Raw genomic sequence first — 18,182 nt, forward strand, 5'->3', positions numbered from 1 at the left:
CAAATGGATAAACGACGCGTTGTAATCACCGGCATGGGCGCGGTGACTCCCCTGGGCCTGACCCTGGAGGAAAGCTGGGCCGCTGTAAAGGCTGACACCTGCGGCATTGGCCCCATTACCCAGTACGACACCACCAACCAGAAGGTAAAGCTGGCGGGCGAGGTGCGCGGCTTTAACCCCGAGCAGTACATCGACAAGCGCGAGGTTCGCAAGACCGACCGCTTTGTGCAGTTCGCTCTGGCCAGCGCCGCCCAGGCCATGGAGCACAGCGGCCTGGTGATGGAAAACGAGAACAGCCAGCGCTGCGGCGTGGTATTCGCCAGCGGCATCGGCGGTTTCTCCACCGTTCAGAATGAGTGCCTGAAGGGCAATGAGAAGGGCTACGATCGTGTAAGCCCCTACTTCATCCCCATGGCCATCTCCAACATGGCAGCAGGCAACATCGCCATCCGCTTCGGCTTCCACGGCATGTGCACCTGCCCGGTGACCGCCTGTGCCTCCGGCACCAACGCGGTGGGCGATGCCTTCCGTCAGATCCGCGACGGCTACGCCGATGTGATCCTGGCCGGCGGCAGCGAGGCCACCGTCACCTCTCTGGCGGTGGGCGGCTTTACCTCCCTGCATGCCCTGCACACCGGCAGCGACCCCAAGCGCGCTTCCATCCCCTTTGACAAGGAGCGTTCCGGCTTCGTGATGGGCGAGGGCGCGGCCGCTCTGGTACTGGAGGAGTACGAGCACGCCAAGGCCCGCGGCGCCAACATTCTGGCCGAGGTTGTGGGCTACGGCTGCACCTGTGACGCGCACCACATCACCGCTCCCCTGCCGGACGGCTCCGGCGCGGCGGGCGCCATGACCCAAGCTCTGGCCGATGCGGGTGTGGACGCTGCCAGCGTGGATTACATCAACGCTCACGGCACCTCCACCGCCATGAACGACGCGGGCGAGACCGCCGCCGTGAAGCTGGCCTTTGGCGAGCATGCCAAGGAGCTGGCCATCAGCTCCACCAAGTCCATGACCGGCCACCTGCTGGGCGCTTCCGGCGCTGTGGAGGCTGCCTTTACCGCCATGGCCCTGCACGACGGCTTCATTCCCGCTACCCTGGGCTACCAGGTGCCGGACGAAGCCTGCGATCTGGACATTGTTCCCAATCACGGCCGTGAGGCTGCCATCCGGTACGCCATGTCCAACTCTCTGGGCTTCGGCGGCCACAACGCAAGCATCCTGTTGAAGAAGTGGGAGGAGTAAACCAATGACTTTGAATTCCAACGAGATCATGGAGGTTCTGCCTCATCGCTTCCCCTTCCAGCTGGTGGACCGCATCACCGAATGCGTGCCCGGCCAGATGGCAGTGGGCCGCAAGTGCGTGACCGTAAACGAGCAGTTCTTCTGCGGCCACTTCCCCCAGAAGCATGTGATGCCCGGTGTGCTCATCATCGAAGCACTGGCTCAGGTGGGCGCGGTTGCCATTCTCACCGAAGAGGAGAACAAGGGCAAGATCGTGCTGTTCGGCGGCATCAAGAATGCCCGCTTCAAGCGTCAGGTGGTTCCCGGCGATGTGCTGGAGCTGAAATGCGAGCTGACCGCACGCCGCGGCCCGGTGGGCTTTGGCAAGGCTGTTGCCACTGTGGACGGCCAGATTGCCGCCATGGGCGAGCTGACCTTCGCCATCAGTTGATTTGCTGCAGCACCGCACAATTTTAAATGGATGTGAATTGTGCGGTGTTGCCTTAACCGACGCATCTTGGTATAATATTATCACCGCAGCAGGCATACGGTTTTTTCATACCGTCCCATGCTCTTTTGCCTGGGCCGCGCAGTCAAGGAGGATCGAACGAATGCTGGAGCAAGCATTTGCAGATGTGTATTCGAAATTTAAATTACATTTCTATCAGAAGGTATTCAGTCGGTTCCAGGCGCGGGAAGCCAGCCTGACCACTGTGGAAACCTTCTGCATGGAGATCATCCAGGCGCTGGGGAAGCCCACCATCAACGAGTTTGCCAGCTTTGTACAGATCTCCCCGCCCAATGCGGCCTACAAGGTGAACAGCCTGATCAAAAAAGGCTACCTGAAAAAGGTGCAGTCGGAAAATGACCGCCGGGAGTATTTTTTGGTGGTGACTCAGAAGTACGAGGATTACTACAACATCAGCTACAGCTATCTGTCCACCGTGATGAACCGGATTAAGGATCGGTTCTCCCCTGAGGATGTGGCCAAGATTGAGGAGATGCTTACCATCATTTCCGACGAACTGATGCCGGAGATTCCGCTGAAGTCACCCAACGCCAATCACTACGCCCCGAACGCCTGAATCCATCGATTCTCAAGCCCTTTATTGCCCGGCAGGCAACCGTCTGCCGGCAGTAAGGGCTTTTTGTGCTTGTGTGCCCACTGAAAAACAACAGGGCACCAGCGCGCGAAACCCCTGTGCACAACATTCCTATCCTGGAGGGACCCCTCATGAGCGTTACATTAAAACAGGCACTGGTACTGCCCAGCTTGCGCCAGGCCACCCTGCTGGCCGGCTTTGACAATCTGGACCGGCCCATCACCTCGGTAAACGTGCTGGAATACATCGGTACGGAACCCCTGCACCAGCAGAACGAAACAGCAGGCCGCTTCGCCGGCGGCGAGCTGGTCCTCACCTGCTTTTCTTCCATCCCCACCAACGTGAACGCCCAGTGTGAATGCCTGCGCGCTCTGGCCCAGGTGGGGCAGGCCGGTCTGGTGCTGTATTATGTGGGTACCGTAATGCCTCAGGTGGACCCTGCACTGGTAACGCTGGCTCAGGAGCTGAATTTCCCGCTGCTGGTAATGCCGCCCCGTATGGAGCTGCGCTACAGCGAGGTGATCGGCGATGTGATGGACGCCATCCTGCGGGATCAGGCGGACAACACTCATCTTCTGGGAGATATTCTGGAGCACATGACCCTGCTGCCGGAGCACCAGCGCACGGTGGACACCGTGCTTCAGCTGCTCAGTGACCGGCTGCGAGCCACCGTGCTTTTGCTGGACAGCACCGGCCAGCTGCTGGGCGCCTGCGCCTGGCCCCGGGGTTCTCAGACAGATATGACCGACCTGCTGATTCAGGCACGTCAGGGCAACGCAGACCAGTGCTGCCGCCTGACCATCGACCCCGGCGACGCGGCCCCCATGGAGCTGTGCCTGCTGAAGGCGGGCCAGCCGCTGAGCAACGAGGTGCAGCAGCAGGCCCAGGACGTGATGCAGCTGGCGCTGAATCTGTGGAGCCTGAAGCATGCCGAATTGGCCATTGAAGAGCTGGTGCGGGCTATCCTGCGGGATGAGCCCATCAAGATGCGCCGTCTGGCCGCTCTGTTCCGGCTGAATGTGGCCTCCATCCACTGCATGTGGATGCTCAGCCCGCTGGACCCGGCCTGCCGGGAGGAATTTCTACGCCGGGTGCCTACCATTGCTTCCCAGCTTCTGGAGCCCCACTGCCAGGCGGCCATTGCAGGCAGCTACCAGGACTTCGTGATTGTTCTGGCGGATAACGGCGTGTTCGGCCCCGAAGGCGAAGCGCTGGCTGCTCAGCTGGATGCACAGTTGAAGTCCGAGGGTCTGGGCGCCGGCTTTGTATGCTGTCAGGGCCTGGAAAACACCGCCCAGGTGCGGGCTGCCTTCCTGCGCAGCAGCGAGGGCCTGCCCAGCGCGCAGACCATCTGGCCCACCCGCACGGTGCATACCCTGGGTGAAATCGATTTTGCGCTGCACTGCAAAAACGACCTGGTACAGGATGAGGCCAGCGTGACCCGCTGCCGGGCGGTGCTGGCCCCGCTGCACAGCTCTTCCGAGGAGCTGCCTCTGGTGGATACGCTGGCGGTCTACCTGCTGGATGCGGACCAGAACATTGCCCGCTGTGCCCAGCAGCTGTTTTTGCACAAAAACACGGTAAAGTACCGCTACCAGCAGATCACCCACCGGCTGGGCCACACCCCGGACAAGCTGCCTGAGCTCACCGCCTTGTATGAAGCGGTGGCACTGTACCGGCTGCTGGAAAAGTAATGGAATTCAATCGCTGCGGGCGGCTTCAGGCCGCCCGTTTTTCGTGATTCTTTTGCTGCAATTCATGCAGTGGCGCTTCGTTTTTCGACACAGTGTGCTATAATGAAAACGTTCGTCGGCTCGTTTTGCTGGCTGTTTTGATTCTATATTTTGTGAGGTAACTGCCCATGCATTCTGCCCTTTCCTGGCTGCGCAAAAACCCGCATGCCTGGCTGATGGGGTACTGGGCATTCTATCTGTTCGGCTTTTTCAGCCTGGAACAGCTGGACCCGGAATACACCATCATCCATTGTTTCATCGACGATCTGATCCCTTTCAACGAGTGGTTCGTGATCCCCTATTGCCTGTGGTATCTTTGGATGCCCGGCACCATGCTGTATCTGTTCTTCAAGGACAAAACCGATTACTGCCGCCTGTGCTTCATCATGTTCGTGGGCATGACACTGGCCATGCTGACCTATCTGGTCTGGCCCAACGGCCTTGACCTGCGCGAACCGATCCAGCGGCAGAATGTTTTGTGCCAGTTGGTGGAGCTGCTGCGCAGCATCGACACCCCCACCAATGTCTGCCCTTCCATCCACATTTCCAGCACCGTCTCCATTGCTATTGTGGGGCTGCGCTGCAAGCTGTTCCGGGGCAATTTGCCGGTACATACGCTGATCTGGACCATGACCATCCTGATTACCCTGTCCACCCTGTTTTTACGCCAGCATTCCGTAATCGATGTGGTGGCCGGTGCAGCGTTGAGTCTGGTATTGATGATTCCCGCCTACCGCATCAACTGGGAAAAGATCTTTCCGGAAATTGCGCCGTCTGCCAGTAAGGTGGCCTGAGGTACGATACACAACAACTTTTTAAAAGCGAGGGCGTTCCCTCGCTTTTTCTTTGCACGCACTGCTGCAACCACGTCTCATCCCGTGCATTTTTGTGCAAATTGCCCCTTGTTTCCTTCCTATCTTACGCCTATGATAATAATAGAACAGGGTGCGAAGTATCTCGCCGCCCCACCGGAAAGGAGCGTGTTTCCAATGCACCAAACCATCGAATCTCTGCTTTTGGCCCACGGGCGCGCCATTCTGAATTCCCCTGGAATGCAGCTGGAGCAGCAGTTCATCCAGCACGGCAGCGTAACCTGCTTCGACCATTCACTGGCTGTAGCGTATCTGAGCCTGTGGATCGTTCTGCGGCTGGGCCTTCGGCTGGACCTGCGTAGCCTGGTGCGCGGCGCTTTGCTGCACGACTACTTTTTATATGACTGGCACGAAAAGGATGAAAGTCACCGCTGGCATGGCTTCCACCACGCCCGCCGGGCCCTGGACAACGCCAGCCGGGATTTTGAACTGAACTGTATTGAGCGGGATATCATTGAAAAGCACATGTTCCCGTTGAACCTCACCCCTCCCCGCTTTGCGGAAAGCGTTGTGGTGACCTGTGCAGACAAAATCTGTGCTTGCTTTGAGGTGTTTTCCATCCTGCTCTATCGCCCGGACTTTTCCCGTCTGGGCCTCGCGGCAGCCAACAACAACTAAACAGCCGCTCCGGGGGCATCAAAACTCCCGGAGCGGTTCTTTTTTCTTAATTCCTTGTACTTCCCTGTGAATTGTTTTCAATTTATTCACAATTAACCCATTGACAGAAGATGTCAAAAGGGTTACAATTTAGTTGCAAGAAAGTTACACCCCCTTTTTCATGTGTTGTGAGGCGTCTCCGGTTCATCTCCTCCTTCCGCCCCCCTAGCGGTTCTTTGATCCGGCTGAGCAGGGCGTCTCGAAATTCCTGTGGCAAGCTCCACCGCCTGTTGTTGGGCGGTGGAGTTTGTTTTTGTCTCTTTTCCCTTGTAGCACCGTGCCGTAAACGGTATGATAAAAGCAGCAAGGGGTCTTTTGCCCCAGATGAAAAGGAGCGTTTGTCATGTCTGCCGTTTTTTCCCGGCTGGCTCCGCTGCGTGTGGCAAAATATGCCCTGGGCGGGCTGCTTGCCAGCGTTTTTGCGGCTCTGCTGGGGCTTTCCTACAGCACCTCCGCCGGAGTGATCGCCATTCTGAGCATCCAGACCACCCGCAAGCAGACCCTTACACTGGTAGTCCGGCGTTTTGCCGCCTTTTTCGTTGCAATGGCATTGGCCTTCTGCTGCTTTTCTGTGCTGGGCTATCATCTGATCGCCTTCGGGCTGTTTCTGCTGTTGTTTGCCGCCTTTTGCCAGTGGTTCGGCCTGCAGGAAGCGCTGGTAATGAACACCGTGCTGGTGCTGCACCTGTATGCAGAACGTACCATCAATCTGTTCTGGCTGCGCAACGAGCTGCTTTTGCTTTTGATTGGCGCCGGCATCGGCATACTGGTCAACCTGTATATGCCGGGTGCGGCGAAGGCCATCCGCCAGAGTCAGGCTCAGGTGGAGCAGGCCTTCCGGGACATCCTGCAGCGGATGGCAGACCGACTGCTGACCCGCAGCAAGCAGGATTATACTGACGCTTGTTTCGCCCCGCTGGAACAGCAGCTGGAGGGACTCGCCCGCAAGGCCCGGGAAAATCAGGGCAATGCGCTGCTCAGTGACCAATGGTATTTTGTAAACTATGTGACTATGCGCCAGCGCCAGTTGACGGTACTGCGCCGCATTTACGATAACATTCACCGACTGGATCAGGTGCCTGAACAGGCTCTGAGCATCGCTGCTCTGCTAGAGGATATCAGCCGCTCCTTCCACGAACACAACAACGCCTCCGCACTGCTGCAGCAGCTGCACGGCATGCAAACCGCCATGCGTGACGAACCTCTCCCCCAAAGCCGCGCCGAGTTCGAAAACCGTGCACTACTTTACAGGGTACTGTATGATCTGGAGGACTTTTTGCAGTTGAAAGCAGACTTTGCCGCTACACTTACCGATCAGGAACGCAGCCGTTTCTGGGGAGACTGATCCAAAGAATTTTCGCTTTACCTTGGTAAATTTCCACCAAGATAAGTCATACTTCGGCCCGTTTTTTGACATATTGCCGGTTTTCCCGGTTCGGGGTTTGAAAAGTTTGGCGGCGGTGCATTTTGTATTTTTCGGCCAAATGTGATACACTTTTTAAAACCACCCGGCACGCAGGGTCGCAGGGCACAAGCTTTGTGCAAATTTGTGCCGCAAATGCCCGCGTTGTTCTTGTTAGAAAGGCGATTCTGCCTTATAATAAAAGGAACGAAGCGTTTTGCTGGAGAATTGTAATTGCAAAGGAGACAAGGAATATGGCTTATTATTTTGAGGAACCTTCCCGCACGTTTGGCGAGTACCTGCTGGTACCCGGTTACTCTTCCTCCGCCTGTGTACCGGACGCTGTGAGCCTGAAAACACCGCTGGTTAAGTACCGCAAGGGCGAGGAGGAATGCCCCCTCACCATGAACATCCCCATGGTAAGCGCCATCATGCAGTCGGTTTCCGGTGAGCGCCTGGCCATTGCGCTGGCAAAGCAGGGCGGCGTATCCTTTATTTACGGTTCTCAGTCTGTGGAAGACGAGGCGGCCATGGTCGCCCGCGTTAAGAGCTACAAGAAGGGCTTTGTAACCAGCGATTCCAACCTGAAGCCCACCGCTACCCTGGCGGATGTTCTGGACCTGAAGGAAAAGACCGGCCACTCCACCGTTGCCATCACTGAGGACGGCACCCCCAACGGCAAGCTGCTGGGCATCGTGGCCAGCCGCGACTACCGCGTCAGCCGTATGTCCATGGACGAGCCTGTGGCCAATTTCATGACTCCCATGGAAAAGCTGGTCTACGCTCCCGAGACCACCACTCTGAAGGAAGCCAACGACATCATCTGGGACAACAAGATCAACTCCCTGCCCCTGGTGGATGCTGAGGGCCACCTGAAATACATGGTTTTCCGCAAGGACTACGACAGCCACAAGGAAAACGTGAACGAGCTGCTGGACGCCAACAAGAGCTACGTTGTGGGCGCCGGTATCAATACTCGTGACTACGCCGAGCGTGTTCCCGCTCTGATTGAGGCCGGTGTGGATGTGCTGTGCATCGACTCCTCTGAGGGCTTCTCCGAGTGGCAGAGCCGCACCATTGCCTGGATTCGTGAGCGCTACGGCGACAAGGTAAAGGTTGGCGCCGGCAACGTGGTGGATCGTGAGGGCTTCCGTTTCCTGGCGCAGGCCGGCGCGGACTTCATCAAGGTCGGCATCGGCGGCGGCTCCATCTGCATCACCCGCGAGACCAAGGGCATCGGCCGTGGCCAGGCCACTGCCGTAATCGAGGTTGCTGCGGCTCGTGACGAGTACTACAAGGAGACCGGCATCTACATTCCCATCTGCTCCGACGGCGGCATTGTACACGACTACCACATGACCCTGGCTCTGGCCATGGGCGCTGACTTCGTGATGCTGGGCCGTTACTTCGCCCGCTTCGATGAGAGCCCGACCAACAAGCTGCGCATCAACGGCAGCTACGTGAAGGAGTACTGGGGCGAGGGTTCCAACCGCGCCCGCAACTGGCAGCGTTACGACCTGGGCGGCGCCACCAAGCTGAGCTTCGAGGAAGGCGTGGACAGCTATGTTCCCTACGCCGGCAGCCTGGCCGACGGTGTGGGCACCACCCTGTACAAGATCCGCAGCACCATGTGCAACTGCGGCGCGCTGACCATTCCTGAGCTGCAGGAGAAGGCCCGCCTGACCGTGGTTTCCTCCACCAGCATCGTGGAGGGCGGCAGCCATGACGTTATCCTGAAGAATAACCCCAACAACTAAGCTGAACAAGCGAACAGGGCACCCGCCGCGGCGGGTGCCCTGTTTTTCGTTTCTCACTTATTCCACATTCCCTATGAATTACGCATCCGAAGATGCGGTTGGCGCGTTTTTCCGGTCACGGCATAATACGCCGGGCCTCCATGTAATAACGCTTGTCCTGCGCACGGCCCATGGAAAAGGTCTTGCGGGGTAAAACGCCATCCAGCACCACGCCTCGGAACAAATCCTCCTTGCGGAATTCCGGCAGTACAAAACCAATACTCTGTGCACCGGTGCAAAGGGCGCGCAGCGTCTCTTCACCGTGGATATAATCCGGCTTTGCTCCCTGCCAATGAGGCATCCGGTCATCCAGGAATGCCTGGAGTGCCGCTACCGGAAGCGCCCAGCGTCCGCCGGGCCGGATGCATAGCCAACCGGTATTCTCCCCTGCCACCCAGCGAATAGCCCAAGGGTCTTCGCTTTCCGGCGCTTGCTCCAAAAGCTGTGCCTGCACACCCTGCGCGGAAAAATAGCTTACCGCATCCTGCAGAACTGTTTTGGGGTCTATTCCAGCTACCAGGCGGTGAATGGGTTCAATCTCCAGACTTTCGTCCTGCAGGTTCACCACCTCGGCCAGAGCCCAGCGGGCCGGATGCTCCAGCCGCTGCTGCGGGGTAAGGGTCTCTCGAATCTGCTCCCATCGGGCCCGGGCGGCTGCCATGGAATGGTTGCCGTCGCCGGTGGCAAACTGCAGAGCCGGGGCATCCGCCGGAGCGCCATAACGTTTGCTCAAGTGTTCCGGTGCAGCCAGCGCCTCCAGCGCCTGCTGGATTTTCTCGGTGAGCGCCCCCTCCGGGATAAACCAGCCGGTCAGCTGACCGCCTCCCAGCATGAGCGGTGTATCGTAGACTTGTTCCAGTTCATTGCAAACGGCCGCCACCGGCTCAATCACCGACCGTTGCGGGTCATCGATCAGAAGCAGGATGTGGGGCAACTCCAGCGTGGCCGCCTCCCGCACCGCCAGCCGGGCGGGAATACGCTCAGGCACCGTGCGCTCGGTGGGCCGAATCAGGGAGCGTGAACCCTCCCGGTAATCGTAGGCCTCCAGGTCCACCGCCATCACCAGACCCCAGCGGGGCGCGGCCACGCCTTCCATCTGACGGCGTACCAGCATCATGCCGGGCGCGGTGGGCCGGAGCAGGCCGTTTTCCTGGTATTCCTCCATGGTCTGCCCGATGGTTTTAATCCGCTCGGGCGCATCCGGCTCTTCCAACCAGATCTCCGGCAGGGTCAGCCGCAGGGTGGAGGGGGCATCCCCCACCAGATCCTGCACCTTGTGCCAGTAATCCGGCTGCGAGGTATATTGGTCGCAGGCCACCACTGCCCATTTTCCCAGGTCCACACCCGGGGCGGGCAGCAGCATGGCTGCGGGTTTTGTGCATCGCTGCATGATTTTTCTCCTTTGCTTGGGTCAGATCAGCCGTACCCGCAGCACACCGGGCTGTGCGGCAAGCTGCTCCAGCTGCTGGGGGGTGGGTTCGGTTTCCAGATCGGCCAGCAGGCAGCACCGTTCTCCCTTTTGGGCGGCGGCACGGGCCAGCACCTTCCAGGGTGCCAGCAGCTGCTCTTCCTCCAGATTTTCACCCAGCACGCAAAGCCGGGGACCTGCAGTTTTTGCGCCCAGCGTGCAATCCGGGTAGTTCACCGCATTGCGAAGGGTGCCTTCCTCCAGAAAAGCCTTCAGCTGATCCACTGCCATGCAGGCGCAATTGTCCTCCGATTCCTCGGTGGAAGCCCCCAGATGGGGAATCACCAGTGCGCCGGGCAAGTGGACCACTGCCGGGTTGGGGAAATCCGAAACATAGCGGCGCACAATCCCCTGCTCCATGGCCTGGGCCAGCGCCTCGTCGTCCACCAGTTTATCCCGGGAGAAGTTCAGCAGCACCGTACCGGGCTTCATTTTTGCGAACACCGCCCCATTGATCATCTGACGGGTGGCATCGTTCAGCGGCAGATGCAGCGTAATGTAATCGCAGCTTTCGTAGATTTCTTCCGGTCCATCCAGCAGGTGAACCTCCTGGGCCAAGCCAGGGATGGTGCCGTCGCCCTCCGGCAGGGTGTAAGCCCAGACCTCCATACCCAGAGCCAGGGCGGCGTTTGCCACCTTTACTCCGATATGGCCCAGACCAATGATTCCCAGGCGCTTGCCCAGAATTTCACCGCCGGCAAACTGCTTTTTGGCCTTTTCGGTGTCCTTGGCGATGTCCGGGTCCGCCTGGTTGGCTCGGACCCACTCCACGCCGCCCACCACGTCACGAGCGGCCAGCAGCATTCCCGCCAGCACCAATTCCTTTACGCCGTTGGCATTGGCGCCGGGGGTATTGAACACCACGGTACCCTGTTTTGCCAGCGCGTCCAACGGAATGTTATTCACACCGGCTCCCGCCCGGGCCACGGCCAGCAGCCCGGCAGGTGCTGTCATGGCGTGCATGTCGGCGCTGCGCACCAGCGCCAGCTGAGCTTCCTCCAGCGGGGCATCCAGCTGATATCCCGCGCCGAATCGTTCCAGTCCCACCTTGGCAATGGGGTTCAGGCATGTTACCTTTGTCATCGTTTCCGCCCCCCCTTAGCCGTTCTCGGTCTCAAACTGCTTCATGAAGTCCACCAGCGTCTGCACGCCTGCCAGCGGCATGGCGTTGTAGATGGAGGCGCGCATACCGCCCACGGTGCGGTGACCCTTCAGATTCACCAGGCCCTTGGCGGCCGCTTCCTTCACAAATTTTGCATCCAGATCCTTGTCGCCGGTCACAAAGGGAACGTTCATCAACGAACGATCCTTTTTGTCCACCGTGCCCCGGAACAGGCGGCTCTCGTCCAGGAAATCATACAGCAGCTTTGCCTTTTCCAGGTTGCGCTGCTGCATCCCCTCCAGGCCACCCTGGGCTTTAATCCACTGGAACACCTTTCCGCAGATATAGATGCCGTAGCAGGGAGGTGTATTGTACAAAGAATTGTTGTCCGCATGGATTTTGTACTGCAGCATGGTGGGCACAAAAGCCGGGACCTCCTCCGGGATCAGATCCTCCCGGATGATAACCACTACCACGCCCGCCGGGCCGATGTTCTTCTGCGCTCCGGCGAAGATCAGCCCGTAACGGCTCACATCCACCGGCTCGGACAAGAAGCAGGAGGACTGGTCCGCCACCAGCGGCTTACCCTTGGTGTTGGGCAGGGTCTTGTATTTGGTGCCGTAGATGGTGTTGTTCTCGCAGATATACACGTAATCTGCATCCGGCGAAACCGGCAGATCGGCACAGTCCGGAATATAGGCGAAGGTGCGGTCTTCACTGGTGGCCAGCTTGTTGGCCTTCCCATATTTCGCGCCCTCTGCATACGCCTTCTTGGCCCATTGGCCGGTAACGATGTAATCCGCCACACCGTTTTTCATCAGATTCATAGGCACCATGGCAAACTGCTGGGATGCCCCGCCCTGCAAAAACAGGACCTTGTAGTTGTCCGGCAATGCCAGCAGGTCCTTCAGATCCTGCTGAGCCTGATCCAGAATATTCTGGAAGGAACTGGATCGATGGCTCATCTCCATTACGCTCATGCCGCAGCCCTGATAGTCCAGCATTTCCGCAGAAGACTGGCGCAGCACCTCCTCGGGAAGCATCGCCGGTCCGGCGGAAAAGTTGTACACTCTGCTCATTCTCGATCCACTCCTTTTGTTTCAGATTTGCCAGCAACGTGCAGCATTCTTTTTCGCTGCATCAATTCATTGCTTTAGCTTACTAAATACATTATCACATCGGAGCAGAAATAACAACTGCCGTTTTTCACAACTTTAACGGTCGATCCTTTGGAACTGTCCGTCATATAGCCAATTTTGTTCTTGTACGAAAAACAAGATTGCGATTTTAGGATAAAATAAGAAAAAGCGCTCTCCCGCAGCACCTGACACAAGCCGTATTGGCTTTGCCTGCTTGATCTGCATGAGAACGCTTTTGGAGTTCATTTGATCAGAGGGTAAGCTCTGCCTCAAAGCAGCATTTTCCCTCGCGAGTACCGGATACATACCAGCCGTTCTGCGTGCTGCCCCGCTGAACCTGGAAGTGCTCGCCCGCCGGGACCTCATTGTGATAGCTGATGCTGATGCGGCGAACCGGATTCTGGCGCAGCTGCTCCAGCGGCAGTGCATCGCAGGCGATGTCTGCGTAGCGGGTATTGTTCAGGTGGCCGTTGATGTCGCAGAAGGTATAGTAGGCAGCCGCCTGACCCACCTGCTCCACCTCCTGGGGGCGCTCGATGGTCATGTCCAGCTGATAGTCCACATCGTCTCCAAAGGGAAGATTCTGAAAGGCCTCAGGCGGGCGGCGGATGATACGGCGGGCCTGCGGGTCCACCAGGACCCATCGGCTGTCGGTCATGCCAAGGGCATTCCCCTGCTCATCCTGCACCGTGGTCACGCGCTTATAGGTGGCTCGCTTGCAGTTTTCCGGCCTGGTGGTCAGGGTGATAACCTCGCCGCAGCGGGGAACCCGCTCCCACTGAAGGGCCATTTTCGCCATGAGAAAAATCGCATTGTTCTTTTCGTAAAATTCCTGATTCAGCCCGATTGCCTCGCAGTGATCGGTGGAAAGCTGCTGCACCATACGCAGAAATGCGCCGGGCATCAGGTATCCGTTCAGATCGCAATCGGTGTCCTTCACCCGAAAGGTCTGGGTGTAGGTAGTCAGCTCCTGCATTTTCTTTTTCGCCTTCTTTTCCATTAAAATTTCCTTTTTATTATAGCACAAATTTCCGCCGGATGGGCCGCTGTTTTTACTCGGCGGCTTGCCGTTGCTTTCCCCGCGTGCTATACTAAAGAAGACCTGTTCTGACAAACATTCGGACCCGGTTCCCGGGCCGATAAAAGGAGGCATATGCAATGGTGCAAAAGCCCTGGGGGACCGGTTCCCTGTCGGTTCCCCTCTGTCTTTTGGGTGTCCTGTTTTCCTGCAATCTTCCCGGCGGCTTCTGCCTGGGCGATGCGATCTTTTCTCTGGCGGGCCTTTCCGCCTGGTCTGCCGGCAGCAGCGGCCTGCACTATCCCCCCTACGCGGCGATTCTTCTGTTTGTACCTGCCGCGGTGCTGGGCTGGCGTTTTTCCAGCCATCGGCTGGCCGGTTGGGGCAAATGGGTCTCGACCCTGATTCTCGCCTTCCTTGCGCTCAGCCTGCTGTTCTGGGTTCTTTGAGCCCGGTTTTGTGACATGATAAAAAAGCCTGTTCCCCTTCCGGAAATCCGGAATCGGGAACAGGCTTTTTAATTAATACATCTGACGGCGCTTTTTGCGGGCACGACGGCGCCACACGTTGAACACCGTCATGGCGATGGCCACCAGCAGGAACACCGGGACCAGCCACTGGTTACCGGTATCGTCGAAGCTCTTCATCTGGCTCCAGGCCATGTCCATGGCGCTGTTCAGCTCGTCCGAGATGACGCTGGGGTATTCGCTGCGCTCAATCAGCTCGGGATCGGGATACATCAGCTCGCTGTCCCGCAGTTCAGCGGGCAGCAGATCTCGCACCGCCTCCACCGGAGAGGTATACTGCACAAACAGCGCATTCTGCAGCGCCACATCCACTTCACACATGTAGTTGATGAACATCTCCGCTGCTTCCTGGTTCTGGCTGGAAGCCGGGATGCACATGGCATCCACACACTGCAGGGTGCCCTCTTCCGGGAGGAACATGCCCAGACTGGGGTTCTCAGCGATCATAGTCAGGCCGTCGCCGGTGTAGTAGGGTGCCAGAGCGGCCTCGCCGCCCTCCATTTTATCGAACACCTCATCCATCACGTAGGCCTGCACCAGGGGCTTCTGCTCCTGCAGCTTGACCAGAGCATCGTCGATGTCCTGGGTGCTGGTGGGGTTCATGCTGCGGCCAAGGGTCTTGAGGGCCATGGCAAAGCAGTCGCGACTGTTGTTGAACTGCAGGATCTGACCGGTATAGCGAGGGTCCCACAGCAGGTTCCAGCCCTGCTCCAGATCCGCTTCGTCCACCATATCCTTGTTGTAGGTGATACCTATCATACACCACATGTAAGGCACGCTGTACACATTGCCCGGGTCATATTCCTTGTCCAGATACAGCTCGGAAATGCCTGCCAGATTGGGGATATTCTCCTTGTTCAGAGGCAGCAGCATGCCTTCGTTGGCCATCTTGCCCAGCATATAGTCACTGGGGAAGATCACATCGTAGCTGGCGCCGCCGCTTTTCAGCTTGGCGTACATGCTTTCGTTAGTGTCGAAGGTGGTGTAGTTGATCTTGATGCCGGTCAGCTCTTCGAAGGCGGAGATCACATCCACACTTTCATCCGATCCGTCCGAGATATAAAGGCCCCAGTTGTAGACGTTTAGGGAGACGTTCTGCCCCTTGAACCGGGTCCAATCGTAGTCAGCGTTGACCGAGATATCCTCGGTGACCTGAATTTTGTCCTCCGCCGCAAAGGTGGGAAGGGCAAGACTTCCGGCCGCCAGCACCAGGGTCAGCAGCAGGCTGATTACTTTTTTCATCGCTCGCATCCTCCCCTTATTCTTTGATTCGCTTTTTGCGGTAGCTGCGACTTTCCAGTGCGTTGCTCACCAGGATGATGCACAGAATGGCCACGAACATGATGGTGGACAGAGCGTTGATCTCCGGGCTGACCTTTTTGCGGGTCATGCTGTAGATGGCAATGGGCAGCGTCTGCAGCGTGCCGCAGCTGAAGTAAGAGATGATGAAATCATCGATGGAGTAGGTCAGGCTGATCAGGAAGGCGGAGAGGATTGCGGGCATCAGCTCCGGCAGGACCACCTTGAAGAAGGCCTGACGGGGATTGCAGCCCAGATCCAGCGCCGCCTCATACATGCGCACGTCCATGCGGCGCAGCTTGGGCGCCACATTGAAAATCACGTAGGGCACGCAGAAGGTGATGTGGGCGATGAGCAGAGTGCCGAAGCCGAAGATGTTTTCCGGCAGGAACTTCAGAAAGCCGGGCACCGACGGATTGGAGTTCAGCCAATGGGCGATGTTCACATACACCACAAACAGCATCATCAGCGAAACACCGGTGATGATCTCCGGGTTGACCACCGGCAGGTAGCTCACGGTATTGATCACACCCTGGGTGCGTTTTTTCATACCGCTGATACCGATGGAGGCCATCACGCCCAAAATAGTGGCCACGGTGGCGGCCAGGAAAGCCACTACCAGGCTGAGCCACAGGGCTTCCAGAATCATTTCGTTGTGCAGCAGGCTCTGGTACCACTTCAGGGTGAAGCCGGTGAACAGGGTGCGGCTTTTGCTCTCGTTGAAGCTGAACACCATCATCACCGCGATGGGCACATACAGGAACGAGAAAATCAGGCACAGATAAACCTTTTGCAGGGCGGCCAAATGTTGCTTTTTCATTACACCACGCCCTCCATATCCTCGTCGTCAAAGCCGTTGGTGAAGCTCATGCACAGCAGCACGATCACCATGAGCACCAGGCTGAGCGCACTGCCCAGGTTGTAGTTGTAGCTGTTGCCCAGGAACTGCAGCTCGATCAGGTCGCCGATCAGCATGTTGGAGCCGCCGCCCAGCATTCGGCTGATGATAAAGGTGGAAACACTGGGTACGAACACCATGGTGATGCCGGTGGCGATACCGGGGGCGGACAGAGGAATCAGTACCTTGGTCAGGGTCTTGAACATGCCCGCGCCCAGATCCTGCGCAGCCTCGATGACGCTGTTGTCGATCTTGGTCATGGCGGTGTACAGCGGCAGAATCATGTAGGGCAGGAAGTTATACACCATGCCCAGCACAACTGCACCGCTGGTATAGATCATCTGGAAGGGACCGATGCCAAAGAAGCCCAGAATCCGGTTGATGATGCCGTTGTTCTCCAGAAGGCTCATCCAGGCGTAGGTGCGCAGCAGAAAGTTCATCCACATGGGCAACATGACCAGCATGAGGAAGATCTTCTGCTTGGCCGCACGCTGGCGGGAGAGGAAATAACTGACCGGGAAACTGAGCACCAGGCAGATCACGGTGGCTTCCGCCGCCAGCAGCAGGCTGCGCACGAATACCGTGCTGTACTGCCCGATGATCATCAGGTTTTCCAGGGTAAAGTTGCCTGCCTTGTCGGTAAAGGCAAAGTAAGTGACGATGGCCAGCGGCACCAGGATGAACACAACCATCCACACCAGGTAGGGCGCGGCCAGTTTACGGTTCTTGATCATGGCCTTAACCCTCCGTGCGGGTCATAATGTGGATCTCATCCGGCCCGATGCACATGCCGATCAGCTCGCCGGGAGCGCTGGCCTGGGTGGAATGGATGATCCACTCGTAACCGGCCTGCTCCACGCGCATCTCGTAGTGAACGCCCTTGAAGATCACTTCCTTGACCACGCCGGTGAGCTGGCCCTGGATGGCGGGCACCACCTGGATGTCCTCCGGGCGGATGACCACCTGCACCAGCTCGTTGTGGGCAAAGCCCTTGTCCACGCAGGTAAACTCATTGCCGGCAAATTCCACGCAGAAGTCCCGCAGCATAATGCCGTCGATGATATTGCTCTCGCCGATGAAGGAGGCTACAAAGGCGTTCTCCGGCTCGTTGTAAATGTCGATGGGGCTGCCGATCTGCTGGATGTTGCCGTCCTTCATGACCACCACCGTATCGGACATGGTGAGTGCCTCTTCCTGGTCGTGGGTGACATAAATGAAGGTGATGTTCATGGCTTGCTGCAGCCGCTTGAGCTCCAGCTGCATCTCCTTGCGCAGCTTCAGGTCCAGCGCGCCGAGAGGCTCGTCCAGCAGCAGTACCCGGGGATGATTCACCAGGCCGCGAGCGATGGCCACACGCTGCTGCTGACCACCGGACAGATTGGTGGTGTCGCGGCGCTCGAAGCCCTTCAGGCCCACCACTTCCAGCATTTCCAGCACGCGGCTGCGGATTTCCTTCTCGTCCATCTTCTTCAGCCGCAGGCCGAAGGCCACGTTCTCGTACACATTCAGGTGCGGGAACAGGGCGTATTTCTGGAACACGGTGTTCACCTGGCGCTTGTAGGGCGGCAGATTGGTGATGTCCTGCCCGTCAAAAAAAACATTGCCGGAGCTCGGCTGGACAAACCCGCCAATGACTCGGAGGGTCGTTGTCTTGCCGCAGCCGGAAGGGCCCAGGAAGGTAACGAACTCCTTGTCGTGAATATCCAGCGAGAGACCGTTGAGCACGTTCTCCCCGTCGAAGCCAACAACAATGTTCTGCAGTGATACGATCTTACTCATTGTTTTATGATTCCCCCTTTGCGGAATTTCGCCGTGGTTTGCATACACAGGCGGCGCACATGGTACCACCCCGCAAAAGGTTTGTTACACCAGCCAAAACCCTGTTGGTTTTGGCGGTTGCAGCGGTACGTCCAGCGCCTATATGCCCGGCAAAAGAGCGCACTT

General features: G+C 57.9%; 17 protein-coding genes. 9 read left to right on the forward strand and 8 right to left on the reverse strand.

Going from position 1 to position 18,182, the window contains the following annotated elements; translation table 11 throughout:
- Positions 1 to 3 precede the first annotated feature (3 nt).
- The 8 genes from fabF (at position 4) to PH256_RS08675 (ending at position 8,748) form a co-directional block, all read left to right on the forward strand.
- Positions 4 to 1,245 (forward strand): beta-ketoacyl-ACP synthase II, encoded by a 1,242-nt coding sequence (fabF, locus tag PH256_RS08640; RefSeq protein WP_270913799.1) that lies wholly within the window; start codon positions 4 to 6, stop codon positions 1,243 to 1,245.
- 4 nt (positions 1,246 to 1,249) lie between these two features.
- A complete protein-coding gene (gene fabZ, locus PH256_RS08645) occupies positions 1,250 to 1,675 on the forward strand; it encodes a 3-hydroxyacyl-ACP dehydratase FabZ (RefSeq protein ID WP_058966095.1) in 426 nt (141 codons plus the stop codon).
- Between the two features lie 160 nt (positions 1,676 to 1,835).
- On the forward strand, positions 1,836 to 2,309 hold the full coding sequence (locus PH256_RS08650; RefSeq protein ID WP_087182064.1) for a MarR family winged helix-turn-helix transcriptional regulator: 474 nt from the start codon (positions 1,836 to 1,838) through the stop codon (positions 2,307 to 2,309).
- 149 nt (positions 2,310 to 2,458) lie between these two features.
- A complete protein-coding gene (locus tag PH256_RS08655) occupies positions 2,459 to 4,021 on the forward strand; it encodes a PucR family transcriptional regulator (RefSeq protein WP_270913800.1) in 1,563 nt (520 codons plus the stop codon).
- Positions 4,022 to 4,188: 167 nt separating this feature from the next.
- On the forward strand, positions 4,189 to 4,854 hold the full coding sequence (locus PH256_RS08660; protein WP_270913801.1) for a phosphatase PAP2 family protein: 666 nt from the start codon (positions 4,189 to 4,191) through the stop codon (positions 4,852 to 4,854).
- A gap of 195 nt (positions 4,855 to 5,049) precedes the next feature.
- Entirely contained in the window at positions 5,050 to 5,550 is a 501-nt protein-coding gene (locus tag PH256_RS08665; RefSeq protein WP_270913802.1) for an HD domain-containing protein, read from the forward strand.
- Between the two features lie 382 nt (positions 5,551 to 5,932).
- On the forward strand, positions 5,933 to 6,934 hold the full coding sequence (locus tag PH256_RS08670) for an aromatic acid exporter family protein (RefSeq protein WP_270913803.1): 1,002 nt from the start codon (positions 5,933 to 5,935) through the stop codon (positions 6,932 to 6,934).
- A gap of 311 nt (positions 6,935 to 7,245) precedes the next feature.
- Positions 7,246 to 8,748 carry an IMP dehydrogenase gene (locus PH256_RS08675; protein WP_270913804.1) on the forward strand — a complete coding sequence of 501 codons (1,503 nt, stop codon included), beginning with the start codon at positions 7,246 to 7,248 and terminating at the stop codon, positions 8,746 to 8,748.
- A 115-nt stretch (positions 8,749 to 8,863) separates the two neighbouring features.
- Here the strand turns inward: PH256_RS08675 and PH256_RS08680 are convergent, their stop codons facing one another.
- The 4 genes from PH256_RS08680 to PH256_RS08695 all read right to left on the reverse strand — a co-directional run bounded on the left by PH256_RS08680 (position 8,864) and on the right by PH256_RS08695 (position 13,472).
- Positions 8,864 to 10,177, reverse strand: coding sequence for a DUF1015 domain-containing protein (locus tag PH256_RS08680; RefSeq protein WP_270913805.1), 1,314 nt, complete (start codon positions 10,175 to 10,177; stop codon positions 8,864 to 8,866).
- Between the two features lie 21 nt (positions 10,178 to 10,198).
- Positions 10,199 to 11,338 (reverse strand): 3-phosphoglycerate dehydrogenase, encoded by a 1,140-nt coding sequence (locus PH256_RS08685; protein ID WP_270913806.1) that lies wholly within the window; start codon positions 11,336 to 11,338, stop codon positions 10,199 to 10,201.
- Between the two features lie 15 nt (positions 11,339 to 11,353).
- A complete protein-coding gene (serC, locus tag PH256_RS08690) occupies positions 11,354 to 12,436 on the reverse strand; it encodes a 3-phosphoserine/phosphohydroxythreonine transaminase (RefSeq protein WP_270913808.1) in 1,083 nt (360 codons plus the stop codon).
- Between the two features lie 310 nt (positions 12,437 to 12,746).
- Complete coding sequence (locus PH256_RS08695; RefSeq protein WP_158096426.1) at positions 12,747 to 13,472, reverse strand: acyl-[acyl-carrier-protein] thioesterase; 726 nt, start codon at positions 13,470 to 13,472, stop codon at positions 12,747 to 12,749.
- 182 nt (positions 13,473 to 13,654) lie between these two features.
- Here PH256_RS08695 and PH256_RS08700 point away from each other — a divergent pair, with 182 nt between their 5' ends.
- Positions 13,655 to 13,963 carry a hypothetical protein gene (locus PH256_RS08700; RefSeq protein ID WP_270913810.1) on the forward strand — a complete coding sequence of 103 codons (309 nt, stop codon included), beginning with the start codon at positions 13,655 to 13,657 and terminating at the stop codon, positions 13,961 to 13,963.
- A 72-nt stretch (positions 13,964 to 14,035) separates the two neighbouring features.
- On the opposite strand, the gene PH256_RS08705 is transcribed toward PH256_RS08700, so the two are convergent.
- The 4 genes from PH256_RS08705 to potA are packed head-to-tail and all read right to left on the reverse strand — an operon-like array spanning position 14,036 to position 18,017.
- Positions 14,036 to 15,283, reverse strand: coding sequence for an ABC transporter substrate-binding protein (locus PH256_RS08705; protein WP_270913811.1), 1,248 nt, complete (start codon positions 15,281 to 15,283; stop codon positions 14,036 to 14,038).
- Positions 15,284 to 15,299: 16 nt separating this feature from the next.
- A complete protein-coding gene (locus tag PH256_RS08710; RefSeq protein WP_058966121.1) occupies positions 15,300 to 16,160 on the reverse strand; it encodes an ABC transporter permease in 861 nt (286 codons plus the stop codon).
- Positions 16,160 to 16,972 (reverse strand): ABC transporter permease, encoded by an 813-nt coding sequence (locus PH256_RS08715; RefSeq protein ID WP_058966123.1) that lies wholly within the window; start codon positions 16,970 to 16,972, stop codon positions 16,160 to 16,162. The genes PH256_RS08710 and PH256_RS08715 overlap by 1 nt, the downstream gene beginning before the upstream one ends.
- 4 nt (positions 16,973 to 16,976) lie before the next feature.
- The gene (gene potA, locus PH256_RS08720) at positions 16,977 to 18,017 is read right to left on the reverse strand and encodes a spermidine/putrescine ABC transporter ATP-binding protein (protein WP_087184604.1); all 1,041 of its coding nucleotides are present in this window, start codon (positions 18,015 to 18,017) and stop codon (positions 16,977 to 16,979) included.
- Positions 18,018 to 18,182 lie beyond the last annotated feature (165 nt).

It is taken from the genome of Allofournierella sp. CML151 (genome assembly GCF_027853465.1).
Lineage (GTDB): Bacteria > Bacillota > Clostridia > Oscillospirales > Ruminococcaceae > Allofournierella.

Bases quoted from the DNA above. Each gene is read 5' to 3' on its own strand.
- fabF (WP_270913799.1), top strand. From the start codon at position 4: ATGGATAAACGACGCGTTGTAATCACCGGCATGGGCGCGGTGACTCCC.
- fabZ (WP_058966095.1), top strand. From the start codon at position 1,250: ATGACTTTGAATTCCAACGAGATCATGGAGGTTCTGCCTCATCGCTTC.
- PH256_RS08650 (WP_087182064.1), top strand. From the start codon at position 1,836: ATGCTGGAGCAAGCATTTGCAGATGTGTATTCGAAATTTAAATTACAT.
- PH256_RS08655 (WP_270913800.1), top strand. From the start codon at position 2,459: ATGAGCGTTACATTAAAACAGGCACTGGTACTGCCCAGCTTGCGCCAG.
- PH256_RS08660 (WP_270913801.1), top strand. From the start codon at position 4,189: ATGCATTCTGCCCTTTCCTGGCTGCGCAAAAACCCGCATGCCTGGCTG.
- PH256_RS08665 (WP_270913802.1), top strand. From the start codon at position 5,050: ATGCACCAAACCATCGAATCTCTGCTTTTGGCCCACGGGCGCGCCATT.
- PH256_RS08670 (WP_270913803.1), top strand. From the start codon at position 5,933: ATGTCTGCCGTTTTTTCCCGGCTGGCTCCGCTGCGTGTGGCAAAATAT.
- PH256_RS08675 (WP_270913804.1), top strand. From the start codon at position 7,246: ATGGCTTATTATTTTGAGGAACCTTCCCGCACGTTTGGCGAGTACCTG.
- PH256_RS08680 (WP_270913805.1), bottom strand. From the start codon at position 10,177: ATGCAGCGATGCACAAAACCCGCAGCCATGCTGCTGCCCGCCCCGGGT.
- PH256_RS08685 (WP_270913806.1), bottom strand. From the start codon at position 11,338: ATGACAAAGGTAACATGCCTGAACCCCATTGCCAAGGTGGGACTGGAA.
- serC (WP_270913808.1), bottom strand. From the start codon at position 12,436: ATGAGCAGAGTGTACAACTTTTCCGCCGGACCGGCGATGCTTCCCGAG.
- PH256_RS08695 (WP_158096426.1), bottom strand. From the start codon at position 13,472: ATGCAGGAGCTGACTACCTACACCCAGACCTTTCGGGTGAAGGACACC.
- PH256_RS08700 (WP_270913810.1), top strand. From the start codon at position 13,655: ATGGTGCAAAAGCCCTGGGGGACCGGTTCCCTGTCGGTTCCCCTCTGT.
- PH256_RS08705 (WP_270913811.1), bottom strand. From the start codon at position 15,283: ATGAAAAAAGTAATCAGCCTGCTGCTGACCCTGGTGCTGGCGGCCGGA.
- PH256_RS08710 (WP_058966121.1), bottom strand. From the start codon at position 16,160: ATGAAAAAGCAACATTTGGCCGCCCTGCAAAAGGTTTATCTGTGCCTG.
- PH256_RS08715 (WP_058966123.1), bottom strand. From the start codon at position 16,972: ATGATCAAGAACCGTAAACTGGCCGCGCCCTACCTGGTGTGGATGGTT.
- potA (WP_087184604.1), bottom strand. From the start codon at position 18,017: ATGAGTAAGATCGTATCACTGCAGAACATTGTTGTTGGCTTCGACGGG.